This is a genomic window from Flavobacterium cheniae, assembly GCF_004363695.1.
GTDB classification, from domain to species: domain Bacteria; phylum Bacteroidota; class Bacteroidia; order Flavobacteriales; family Flavobacteriaceae; genus Flavobacterium; species Flavobacterium cheniae.
In genome coordinates this window covers 496,486-508,528 of sequence record NZ_SNZC01000001.1, presented here as the reverse complement: position 1 = coordinate 508,528, position 12,043 = coordinate 496,486, and the positions used below count along the sequence as shown (strand labels likewise).

Below are 12,043 nucleotides of genomic sequence, written 5' to 3'. Positions count from 1 at the left end.
AATGGAACAAAGCTCAAAATATTATGTCATTGGAAAACATTTTAGCCGCAAAAAAAATTAAAAATCCTGTAAAGGAATTTAAGAAGGAATTAAAAGAAATTGTTGAAGGAAATATACTAACGAAGTTATTTTCTAAATCTAAGCTCAAAAAAGAGGTAGCAGAATTAGGTTTGGCGCTATTAAAATTAGATCATAGTTATTCAGGAACTTATGTTTACTTGGGTTCTGAAAAGCTGAATTTTTTTAGTAAACATTTAAGTCAAAATGTTTGGGACAATAAAAACTATTATGAGCTTTTGGTTTATTTTTATGGTGCTGAGCAAGCTCCATATGTTAAACTCGCTTGGAGTAAATTACCTTATCAAATGTACCAAACAGGTTATGATAGGAGATCCTTTAGAGCGCCAAATAATCATCGTGAGCTTTTAGTAAGTCAGGTAAATTTACTTCGTTCATTAATTGAAGCGCCACATATTTATAATTATGCAGAATCTACTTATTACAATTTAACGCTTTTAGAACAAGTACGTTATGATAATGATGTAACCAATAATACCAACCAATTTAAAATATGGTCTGCTGCTTTGGATGCTGGTAATTCCCAAGTTTACCAATTAATGGAGGACATTATTTTTAATAAAGACGCAGTTGGTAAGGTATCAAGAGGAATTATCAAAGCCTTGTTGAACAGTGACAAAAAAGAATGTTGGGAATTAGTAGAAAAGTTACTTCTTGCTGCTCAACGTCAAGAAGGATTACGCCAAACCATTTTAGAATCTTTAGATGAAACTAGTATTGGTGCTTTAACTCATATGATTGATGTTTTGGTTACTAATAAACTTACTCGATTTTCATCTGTTGTTCGTGCAATTGATACTTGGACAGGTTTAGGTTGGGAATCAGAGAAAGAAACCACAGTACGTAATATTATCCAATTGGCTAATGGTTATTTAACAAATCCAGAAACAATAGCCATTGCTATACAGAGTAAAAATAATACTGAAGTTTATATGGCACTTTGGGCACAAGGTGTTTTAGATATTGAAAAAACAGTTCCGTATTTAAAAGATTTAATGGAAAACGGTTCTATAGAAAAGAAATGTTTGGCGCTAAAGTTTGCTGGTGAAACAAATGATCCTTATATCGAAATGCCATTGTATTATAAAGCTTTAGAAGCTGATAATCTTCAAGTTTTAGCATTTGCTCAACATAGAATGGAAGCCTTATTAGATGCTAATTCAAAATCTAAATTTTTTATTGATAACTTAGATTATCCCAACTTTTTCAATAAAGTATACGAATTAACCCAAAAAATAAATGAAAAAGAAAAAACTTTTGAAGGAAAAGTATTTTCTTGGTTAACAGTTAAGTTTCAAAAAGATGTTTTGAATTCTTGTGCTATCCATTTAATGGGATCTAATAAAACACACTTCAATCTTATTTTGAAAGATTTTGAAAACTTATCTTTACCTATTAGAGAAAAACTAACAAGAGAAGTTTTAGGTGATTTTTATTGTTATTCCTACTACTATATAAGTGAAAATAAAGCACAAAAATTACCAACAACAGAACAACGAGATTTTGCACTTCGCATTTTAAAAGATAGAGGAGAAGCCATTGTAGCTTCTGCACTTTGTACTTTGAAAAAAGTAGCTTTAAGTTCTGTCGAATTAGATTTTTTTCAACAATTATTTAAAAGGAAGAATTCTACTCTAAAGAAGCATCTCATTTCAATTTTATTGCAACAAAAAGAATCTGTAATAGAAGATTTTATTTATAGTTTAATTGAAAATGGAGATTTAGAACAACGTTTATCAGCTTTAGATATCATATTACAGTTTCAAAAAAATAATAAGTTAACTTCAAAAATTAAATCATGGGTTACCTTATATGCAGAACGTCCAAAATTATCTGAGAAAGAAAGTAAGTTTTTAGATCAAATTTCGCCTTCGAGTGCTAAAGAACAACTGTCTGAAGCAAACGGTTATGGTTTTTATGATCCTACTTGTATTTCTCCCTATTCATTACCTAAACTTGAAGCCAATTCCATTTATTTACAACTCACTAAAAACGAATCTTATGGCTTTTCTCAACCACTTTCTAAAATTAAAAAGGAGATTGAACGATTAACTCAGTTATATAAATCAAATGTAAATTATGAGTATGTTACTGAAAATTGGAATGGAAGCAAAGAAACTGTTCTTTTAGGTAACGACTTTTCTCCATTTAATCGTAAAACTGATGCTATGACGGCAGAACAGCGATTTAAAAATTATCCTCTACACGATGTATGGCAGGAATGGATGGAAACTTCTGGATTAACAGGTAGCGATTTATTTCTTTTAACTTTTACTACTGAATGTGATAAAAAGGAATTTAGAGCTGTTCTTAAGCCTTTTGTGTTCTACTATAAAGATTTTATTGTAAACCCTAACAAAGATGGTTATTATTGGAACAATCCTATCGTCAATATATTAGAGTGTTTACGTTTTAAATTTCCATTTGAAGAAGAAAACGCTTTTATTATTGATGCTTGTTCCTATTTGTATTCGAATTTACCTAAATCGATACTAAACTATAAATTTGTTCCTAAAAAAGGAGATTACTATTATAATCGTGAAGGAAATGGTTGGCAATCAGAAGGCGATTTTGATGTGTACTTAAAAGCTATCAATGATTATGATGCACTTACTACAGCCGAGAAAGCAAAAATGTGGCAGTTGTATCGTTGGAGACAATTTTCGGGGTTAAAAGAGAATGAGAAATATAGTATGCCACCTTTGCATTTATATTGCGAAGCCTATGAGCAAAATTTAATCACACAAAGTGAAATTTATGAGGCTATTGTAAACACAGAAAATCTAAGATTAATAACTGACAAGAAAAATAGACGTGTTCATTATACGAATTGTAATACAGAAGATTTGTTAAAAAAATATGAGTTTTTACAGCCCATGATAGATCATGTTCGTGATGTATGTTTAGATATTGAATTAAAACGAGGTGATTCCAGTACTGCTGTGACTCAATTTGTAACAAGTTTTCAAAGAATTTATGGTATTAACCGTTTTGTTGATTTGTTGCAAGGATTAGGTAAAAATAATTTACATAAAGGATATATCTATTATTGGAGTAACGAAGATTTATCAAAATACAGATTGTTTAGTTCTTTGATTAAATCCTGTTTTCCTAAAGATACAGAAACTTATGCAGATTTTGAAGTTGCAATAAAAGATAAAAAATTTACAGAAGAGCGTTTAATACAAGCTGCAATCTATGCTCCACAATGGCAGAAATTTATTAGTCAGTATTTAGATTGGAAAGGATTAGATGAAGGAATTTGGTGGCTGCACGCACATACTAAGACTCCAAGTTATAGTGAAGTAAATTCTGAATTAGAGAGTGAAATCGCAAAATACTCAGCTGTTGATATTCAAGATTTTAAAGATGGAGCGGTTGATAAAGATTGGTTTATGTCAGCCTATAAAAAGCTTGGTAAAGTTAAATGGGAACTTTTATATGACGCAGCAAAATATGTTTCGGAAGGAAATGGACATAGAAGAGCAAGATTATATGCGGATGCTTTAACTGGTGATTTAAAAATTAGAGAAGTTACTGCTAAAGTAAAAGAAAAAAGAGATCAGGATTATTTGCGAGTATATGGTTTAGTTCCGTTAAGTAAAACAAATCCTGAAAAAGATGTTTTAAATAGATATGAATATTTACAACAGTTCAAGAAAGAAAGTAAAGAGTTTGGTTCTATGAAGCAAACAAGTGAAGCTTTAGCTGTTGTAGTTGCTTTGGAAAATTTAGCAAGAAATGCTGGCTATCCTGATCCCGTAAGATTAACTTGGGCTATGGAGACCAAGCAAGTTCAGAGTATTTTGTCAAAAGATACACAATTCACCATTGAAGATACAACTATCGGTCTTACCATAGATAAAGAAGGAAAAGCTGATGTAGTGGCTTTGAAAGATGGTAAAGAATTAAAAGCTATTCCGGCAAAATTTAAGAAGAATCCTGATGTTTTAGAATTGAATAAACACAGAAAAGTATTACGCGAACAGTGGACTCGTTCTAAAAAAGGTTTAGAAGAAGCAATGATACGTGGTGATGTATTTTCATACTCTGAAATTATTAATTTATTAGAGCATCCAGTAATTGCAAAACATCTAGAAAAACTGGTTTTTATTTCAAATGAGGATAAAATCGGATTTTTTATAGATGGAAAATTGACTTCGGCTAAAGGAGAAGTATTTGAAGCTAATGATGATACAACTTTCCGAATAGCTCATTGTTATGATTTACATAAGAATAATGTATGGACTGATTTTCAAAGCTATTGTTTTGATAACAAATTAAAACAACCTTTCAAACAAATTTTTAGAGAACTATATGTTCCAACACCAGACGAATTGAAGGAGAAATCAATTTCTCGTCGATATGCTGGTCATCAAGTACATCCAAAGCAAACTTTAGCATTATTAAAAACTAGAGGTTGGAAAGTTGATTATGAAGAAGGGCTTCAAAAAGTATTTCATAAAGAAGGATATCAGGTCAAATTATATGCTATGGCTGATTGGTTTTCACCGGCAGATGTTGAAAGCCCAACTCTCGAAACAATTGAGTTTCACTCTTTAAAAGATTATAAAAACATTCCTTTTGAAGCTGTTAACCCAAGGCTGTTTTCTGAAGTAATGCGTGATATTGATTTGGTTGTTAGTGTGGCTCATGTTGGTGGAGTAGACCCAGAAGCAAGTCATTCATCAATTGAAATGCGAAGTGTCTTATTACGAGAAACTTTACGATTATTCAAAGTGAAAAATGTTGAAATTATTGAAAATCATGCATTAATAGAAGGTACAATTGCTAAATATAGCGTTCACTTAGGTAGTGCTATTGTGCATCAAATTCCAGGTAAGTATTTATCAATTTTACCAGTCCAATCTCAGCATAGAGGTAGATTATTTTTGCCATTTGCAGATGATGATCCTAAATCAGCAGAAGTAATGTCTAAAGTTTTAATGTTAGCAAAAGACAATGAAATTCAAGACCCAACAGTACTGAGTCAAATTGATAGAAAATAAATAAAAATGTAGTTTTTTAAAAAAATCCCTACATTTGCCCTCGAAATGAAAACACAAAAGCAACATAATAGTCTAAATCTATATCGCTCTTCGATAGATTTTCCTATGGAGAATAATGGACGTTGTATGTGTTTTTATGAAGAATAGTTATTGTTTTTAGTAAAATTTCACCAAAATATACGAAACGTCCTTTGCAAAAAGGGCGTTTTTTTTGTTTAAAAAATGATTGAAAGTAGAGTTTTAGATGCTGAATCGAGTTCAGCATGACAGAAATAGAAAAAAAAGTAAAAAAATGTTTCATGATTAAACGAAATAGTAAAAAATAAGGGTAAATGCGTAACCAAATGAGAGACAGTCATTTGTAAAATCTGAAGTATCTGTTGGAAAACGGACAGGATTTGTAATGCCTAAATTTAATCATAACTACCTGAAAGTCAATAAAATAATTTTAAAAAAGATTTGGAAGTTACTTTTTTTTGACTTTATCTTTGCCACAGAAAATTAGAAGTAAGAATTTAGAATTCAAAAATCAGAATTGATTTAAAAAAACAAATAATAATGAGAACACGATATAACATTCAAAAACTAAATATTACAACAATGATAGATTGTTTTAATCCTTCACGTAATGTAGCTCCGAAATTTGATTTCGGATATAAGAATAAACAGGTGCAAACTAGTAGGTATTTGGAATAGTAGTATTCCATTGTTATGATATGAAGCACCTTTTACGAGGTGCTTTTTTTATGTCCAAAAATATTGATTCTGTAGCTCAAGGGTAGAGCAGTGAGCTGTTAACTCAAAGGTTGTAAGTTCGAATCTTACCAGAATCGCCACTGATTTTGTAGCTCAATTGGAAAGAGTATTTGCCTACGAAGCAAAGGGTTGAAGGTTCGAGTCCTTCCAAAATCACACGAGTTCTTTAGAAAGGAACAAGGCTTATTGGGGTTACTGGCTAACCTTCCCGACTGTCTCTCGGGAGAAACGGGTTCGATCCCCGTATAAGCCGCAATTAACTGATCTTTTGATTAGTTACATCTGGGAAGATAACGATTGGTTGTTTACCTGCTTTGGATGCAGGAGGTTACAGGTTCGAGTCCTGTTTCCCAGACAAAATGGAAGTACGCCAAAGTAGGAGAGTTGGGGCGGTCTGTAAAACCGTTGTCTTATGACTGAGTAGGTTCGAATCCTACTACTTCCACAAACTATTTTTTTCTACGCAGATTAATTGCGCAGTAGGTTTTGAATCTTTGTTCAGCAATAAAGAAATCGTTCTTTGAATTTGAAAATAATAGATTCTCGTCTTTCTTGTCTTTCTCGACTTCGCTCGAAATGACAGTCGTTAGGAGGATTGAGAAATAAAATATCAAGCAAGTCTTGTTGGGTGTTTCGGTATAGCACTATTGCAGTATTCGTTTCGCAGTTGCGGATGATGTTGTACTGTTCAACTTGGGTTGGAGGTTTTGGTGGTTTTCCAAAAAATCATCCTCAATGTTATGCAGGTTCGAATCCTGCTGTTACGAAAGTAGTATGGCGGAATGGTAGACGCGCAAGATTTAGGTTCTTGTAACAGTTAGGTGGCGCGGGTTCGATTCCCGTACGCAATTCAGGATGCGTTAGCTCAGTTGGTAGAGCACTACACTTTTAATGTAGGTGAGTGGCATCACTCCTAAAAATGATGCACCATAAGAAAATCTTCGGACTTTGTCAGTTTTGCTCGACTTGTTCGTAAAGAAACACTTAGGAAAAGACCTGAAAAAGGCTTCGTATTCCTAACCGTTCTTTTGCTTTTGTATTTGCTTGTTGTTCGCTAAGGCTAACTTCAAAATAGAATAGAAACCCATTAGAATGCTTTTGATTACTAACTTTTTTCCGTTTTGGACTTTGGACGAAGAACTGAAGGTTTTCTTTTTAAAAGAATGTTTAATGATAACTATATAAATTATGATCAACAGAATTACAATTCAAGCATACCAAGTAGGTTTGGTATTTGAAAAAGGAAAATTAATTAACGTATTAGAAGCCGGTTCTTATTGGATTTTTGGCAATAAACAAGTTCATATATATGAAATGAAACAATCGTTTGTAGCGCCAATAGAATTGACCATTTTATTGCAAAATGAAAAATTAGCTTCTCTATTAGAAGTAATCGAAATTGCCGATAACGAAATCGCTTTATACTATGTAAATGGCATGTTTAAAGAGGTATTAACTACTGGTAGATATGCCTTTTGGAAAGGATATTTAGACAATACTTTTACAAATATTGATTTGTCTAAGGTAGAAATTACGGAAGCGGTTCCAGTGGCTTTGTTAGAAAACATCAAAGTGCGAGCGTACACCAGAAAATATCAAGTATTGAACTTTGAAAAAGGTTTGTTGTTTGTAAATGGTGCTTTTGTAAAAGAATTGGCCGCTGGAAATTACTATTTCTGGAACAACGCCATTCCAATTGAAGTTAAAAACGTAGATATTCGTCAACAACAAATGGAAATTGCAGGTCAAGAATTATTGACAAAAGATAAAGCAACGTTGCGGATTAACTTCTTTGTTCGTTACCAAGTAATTGACGCGGTTAAAGCTTTGGTAAACAACAAAGAATACGACAAACAGTTGTATGTGTTAATGCAATTGGCTTTACGAGCTTTAGTTGGTAGCTACACATTAGATGAGTTGTTGAACAAAAAAGACACAATTTCAAAAGAAATTTTGGAAAACATGTTGGATAAAATCAATGCCTTAGGTTTAAGTGTTGCCGATGCTGGAATTAGAGATGTTATTTTGCCTGGTGATATGAAAGAAATCATGAATCAGGTATTGGTAGCAGAGAAAAAAGCACAAGCCAACAGTATTATGAGACGGGAAGAAACAGCTGCGATGCGTAGCATGTTGAATACCGCTAAATTAATGGAAGAAAACGAAATGTTGTGGAAATTAAAAGAGATGGAATACGTAGAAAAAATCGCAGATAGAATTGGTGAAATCACCATTTCAGGAAGTGGTAACGTAATCAGTCAATTGAAAGACATTTTCGTTAAATAATCAAAACCTCGGAATTTATTTTTCGAGGTTTTTAAAAACTAAGAAAAATGAAAGAAAATAATAATAACGATATGATAATGACGTTGATAAAAGTCGCTATCATGTTTGTAAAAATTGCAATGGTGTTGAGCCAATTGGATTGAAAATAACTGAAAAAAAGAAGCTACATCGTCTCGTACCAACTAAATTTGGAATGGATAATTGCTTCTTTTTCTTTTTTTAAATAATCTAAATAGGCTAGGGCGGCTGGGTTGTGGTTTTTACCTTTTACCCAAATCAAACTCCAGTCGGTTTTAATAGGTAATCCTTTTAACGGAATGATTTGTAAGTCCTTGTTTTGTATTTCTTTACGAATCCCAATTAAAGGCATAATTGAATATCCTAGACCTGCTAAAATTGCTTGCTTAACTGCTTCATTTGAGGTTAATTCCATTCGTTTACTAATCTTAAAATCTTGTTGTACAATGAAACGTTCCATGGTTTGACGTGTTCCAGAACCGTTTTCTCTAAACAATAATGGACGATTTTGTAGTATATCTTCAATTTTCTTTTTCTTGGTAAAATCTTCTTCCATATTCCCAACCAAAAACAATTTGTTTTGCATCAAATCTATTTTTTCTACTTTCATTTTATCGGGAAGTATCGAAACCAAAGCAAAATCTACTTCATTGTTTTGCATACTTTTAACTACTTTATTTTTATTGGTTACATCCATTTCTAATTCTACTCCAGGATGCATTTTTAAAAAATCAGCTAAGAAGTAAGGCATTACATATTTACCTGTTGATACAACCGAGATTTTTATTTTCCCAAAAAGCTGTCCTTTATAAGCCAAGGTTTTATAATCGATAGTATTGACTTGCTGCAATATTTGTTCGGCTGCTTCTGCTATTTCTTTACCAAAATCAGTTACGTAAATTTTTCTACCCACAACTTCGGTTAAGGGAATTTCAAATTGATCTTGAAAATTTTTTAATTGAATTGACACCGCTGGTTGGGTCAAATGTAGTTCCTCAGAAGCCTTGGTAACACTCTGATTTTGTACTACTTTCAAGAAAATTCGTAATTGGTTTAAAGTGTAATTCATAAAAATATTTTATATAATGTATAGCAAAGATAAATAAAAATATATGAAATAAAGTATGGAGATTTGCATAAAAATAATCAAATCATGAAAAAAGTAACGATTGCTAAAGGAGACGGAATTGGTCCAGAAATTATGGAAGCTGTTCTAAAGATAATCAAAAAATCGAATGCTCCAATTGATTTTGAAGAAATTGAAATAGGAGAAAAAGTGTATTTGGCGGGTAATACTTCAGGTATTTCTGATGCTTCATGGGATGTCATTCGAAAAAACAAAGTGTTATTAAAAGCGCCTATCACAACTCCTCAAGGTGGAGGATATAAAAGCTTAAATGTTACTATGCGAAAAGCTCTAGGTTTATTTGCTAACATTCGACCTTGTGTATCGTTACATCCTTTTGTTGCCACAAATTTTCCAAATTTAGATGTAGTAATTGTTCGTGAAAATGAAGAAGATTTATATGCTGGAATTGAACATCAACAAACCGACGAAGTAGTACAATGTTTAAAATTGATTAGTCGCCCAGGTTGCGAAAAAATCATTCGTTATGCCTTTGAATATGCGCAAAACTACGGCCGTAAAAAAGTGACTTGTTTTAGTAAAGATAACATCATGAAGCAAACCGATGGTTTATTTCACCAAGTTTTCAAAGAAATTGCGATGGAATATCCAAACATCGAAGCAAATCATATGATTATCGATATCGGAACCGCTTATTTAGCGGATCATCCAGAGAAATTTGATGTCATTGTGACTTCGAATTTATATGGTGATATCATTTCAGATGTTGCAGCACAAATTGCAGGTTCAGTTGGTTTAGCTGGTTCCGTAAACATTGGAAGTGAATGTTCGATGTTTGAAGCAATTCACGGTTCTGCTCCTGATATTGCTGAACAAAACATTGCCAATCCATCAGGTTTACTTCAAGCGGCGATTGCGATGCTTTATCACTTAGGTTTTACCACAGAAGCTACTCGAATTCAAAACGCTTGGTTAAAAACGTTAGAAGATGGAATTCACACGGCCGATGTTTATAATGATGCTTTAAGCAAGCAATTGGTAGGAACTTCTGAATTTGCTGATGCCGTAATTGCGAACTTTGATAAAGTACCAAATATTTTAAAAGCTGTAACACCTCCAAAAAATTCAGTAATTCAATTACCGGAATACAAAAGAAAAGAAGCATCTCAAAAAGATTTGCTAGGTGTAGATTTGTTTGTTCACTGGAGTGGATTGGATGCCAATGTTTTAGCTGAAAAACTGAAAGCTTTAACTACTGAGAGCATGGATTTGGTTATGATTTCTAACCGAGGCGTTAAAGTTTGGCCAAACGGATTTTCGGAAACATTTTGTACCGATCATTGGAGATGTCGTTTTCAATCCAACCAACCTCTAGAAAAGATTGTAATTGTTACGCTGTTAGGTAAAGCAATTGATTTAGGAATTGATGTTATTAAAACTGAAAATCTTTACCAATTCAATGGTGTGAAAGCATATTCCATGGGACAAGGTCAATAAATAAAAACATCATGAAAAAAATAACAATACAACTCGTTTTGATTTTATGTGTGATTGTCGAATCAGTGCTTGTTTTTAAAATGATGGAATCACCAGACATCATCTACCAAGAGTTTTACGCTGGTTTAGCTATTTTGGTTTTGCTTACAATAATTCGTTTAATACATAATTTAACAGACATTACTTATGGAAACCCTGAAGAAAATTAATTTGATTAATGGCGAATTTAATTCGTTTGAAGCGCGTGAAATATTGATGGATATGTGTAATAAAAATATCAATTTTAATAAGGTTCAAAATTTTAGTTCTCAAATTCGTTTTGGTGAAGATGACGAACAAGCCCTTCATCGAATTGATCAATTAAAAGAAAGTGTGGCTCATATTTCTGAAATTTTAGAAGAAGCGAAAGCACATAATAGAAAACTCAAAATAAAATCATTCATCGAAATCGAGTATGAAGACTAATTCCGATTTTTTTTCTGGTCGACGTTTGCTCATCGTGACGAAACATCAAAAGGAAGAAGTTATTGCTCCTTTACTTGAAGAAGCTCTTGGAGTAACTTGTTTTGTTTCGAAAGACTTTGATACGGATAGTTTAGGCACCTTTTCGGGAGAAATCGCAAGAAAAGATGATGCTTTAACTACGCTCAGAAAAAAATGTTTGGAAGGTATGCAATCAGAAGGTTTTGATTTGGCAATAGCAACTGAGGGTTCGTTTGGGAATCATCCTACTGTTTTTTTCGCACCTGCAAATGACGAATTAATCATGCTGGTAGACCAAAAAAATAATCTCGAAATTGTTGAACGAGTATTGAGTATGGATACCAATTTTGATAGTTCTGAAATTCATACAAAGGAAGAATTAAAGGCATTTTTAGATAAAGTTCAATTTCCTTCGCATGCTGTTATTATGAAAAATGCTGCTGAAAATTGGACTAAAATTTACAAAGGAATTACTGATTATGATTCGGTTGAAAAGATATATAATGAAATAGTTGTTTCGAGTAATTCGTGTTTTATAGAAACGGATATGCGTGCTATGTTCAATCCAACTCGAATTAAAATTATAAAGGAAGTTAGTTTAAAGTTAATAAAAAAGGCGCAATCGGTTTGTCCCGAATGCCTTTTCCCCGGCTTTGGCGTGGTTGGTGCCGAAGCCGGTTTATTATGTAGTAGTTGTTCAATGCCTACACGTTCCACATCAGCACATATTTACCAATGTCAACATTGCAATTACAAATCGAAAGTTTTATATCCTAACGGAAAGAAAACGGAAGACCCAATGTATTGTGATTTTTGTAACCCATAAAAA

At 32.6% G+C, this 12,043-nt stretch carries 7 protein-coding genes and 5 tRNA genes; 11 read left to right on the top strand and 1 reads right to left on the bottom strand.

The annotated features are described in order from the left end of the window. Positions 1–23 precede the first annotated feature (23 nt). The 7 genes from C8D80_RS02395 (at position 24) to C8D80_RS02365 (ending at position 8,129) form a co-directional block, all read left to right on the top strand. Positions 24–5,087, top strand: a complete 5,064-nt coding sequence (locus C8D80_RS02395; protein WP_133606991.1) for a DUF5724 domain-containing protein — start codon at positions 24–26, stop codon at positions 5,085–5,087. A 761-nt stretch (positions 5,088–5,848) separates the two neighbouring features. Then, positions 5,849–5,923: transfer RNA gene (locus C8D80_RS02390), tRNA-Asn, on the top strand. Between the two features lie 2 nt (positions 5,924–5,925). Beyond that, positions 5,926–5,999: transfer RNA gene (locus tag C8D80_RS02385), tRNA-Arg, on the top strand. A 126-nt stretch (positions 6,000–6,125) separates the two neighbouring features. Continuing rightward, positions 6,126–6,198 (top strand) — tRNA-Pro (locus C8D80_RS02380). Positions 6,199–6,619: 421 nt separating this feature from the next. Beyond that, positions 6,620–6,687, top strand: a tRNA-Leu gene (locus C8D80_RS02375). Between the two features lie 10 nt (positions 6,688–6,697). Then, a tRNA-Lys gene (locus C8D80_RS02370) sits at positions 6,698–6,773 on the top strand. A gap of 258 nt (positions 6,774–7,031) precedes the next feature. Further along, on the top strand, positions 7,032–8,129 hold the full coding sequence (locus C8D80_RS02365; protein ID WP_133606989.1) for a slipin family protein: 1,098 nt from the start codon (positions 7,032–7,034) through the stop codon (positions 8,127–8,129). 163 nt (positions 8,130–8,292) lie between these two features. On the opposite strand, the gene C8D80_RS02360 is transcribed toward C8D80_RS02365, so the two are convergent. Further along, entirely contained in the window at positions 8,293–9,216 is a 924-nt protein-coding gene (locus C8D80_RS02360; protein ID WP_133606987.1) for a LysR family transcriptional regulator, read from the bottom strand. Between the two features lie 84 nt (positions 9,217–9,300). Here C8D80_RS02360 and C8D80_RS02355 point away from each other — a divergent pair, with 84 nt between their 5' ends. From C8D80_RS02355 to C8D80_RS02345, 4 genes are read left to right on the top strand one after another with little or no spacing between them, the layout of a single operon-like run. Next, a complete protein-coding gene (locus tag C8D80_RS02355; protein WP_133606985.1) occupies positions 9,301–10,731 on the top strand; it encodes an NADP-dependent isocitrate dehydrogenase in 1,431 nt (476 codons plus the stop codon). Between the two features lie 11 nt (positions 10,732–10,742). After that, a complete protein-coding gene (locus C8D80_RS12740) occupies positions 10,743–10,940 on the top strand; it encodes a hypothetical protein (protein ID WP_162845024.1) in 198 nt (65 codons plus the stop codon). Further along, positions 10,918–11,196 carry a hypothetical protein gene (locus C8D80_RS02350; RefSeq protein ID WP_133606983.1) on the top strand — a complete coding sequence of 93 codons (279 nt, stop codon included), beginning with the start codon at positions 10,918–10,920 and terminating at the stop codon, positions 11,194–11,196. The genes C8D80_RS12740 and C8D80_RS02350 overlap by 23 nt, the downstream gene beginning before the upstream one ends. Then, entirely contained in the window at positions 11,186–12,040 is an 855-nt protein-coding gene (locus C8D80_RS02345) for a DUF6671 family protein (protein WP_133606981.1), read from the top strand. Before C8D80_RS02350 ends, C8D80_RS02345 begins: the two co-directional genes overlap by 11 nt. The last annotated feature ends 3 nt before the right edge of the window (positions 12,041–12,043 follow it).

What these genes read in the sequence shown, in the direction of transcription:
- C8D80_RS12740 (WP_162845024.1), top strand. Translation starts at nt 10,743, where the DNA reads ATGAAAAAAATAACAATACAACTCGTTTTGATTTTATGTGTGATTGTC.
- C8D80_RS02355 (WP_133606985.1), top strand. Translation starts at nt 9,301, where the DNA reads ATGAAAAAAGTAACGATTGCTAAAGGAGACGGAATTGGTCCAGAAATT.
- C8D80_RS02345 (WP_133606981.1), top strand. Translation starts at nt 11,186, where the DNA reads ATGAAGACTAATTCCGATTTTTTTTCTGGTCGACGTTTGCTCATCGTG.
- C8D80_RS02360 (WP_133606987.1), bottom strand. Translation starts at nt 9,216, where the DNA reads ATGAATTACACTTTAAACCAATTACGAATTTTCTTGAAAGTAGTACAA.
- C8D80_RS02365 (WP_133606989.1), top strand. Translation starts at nt 7,032, where the DNA reads ATGATCAACAGAATTACAATTCAAGCATACCAAGTAGGTTTGGTATTT.
- C8D80_RS02395 (WP_133606991.1), top strand. Translation starts at nt 24, where the DNA reads ATGTCATTGGAAAACATTTTAGCCGCAAAAAAAATTAAAAATCCTGTA.
- C8D80_RS02350 (WP_133606983.1), top strand. Translation starts at nt 10,918, where the DNA reads ATGGAAACCCTGAAGAAAATTAATTTGATTAATGGCGAATTTAATTCG.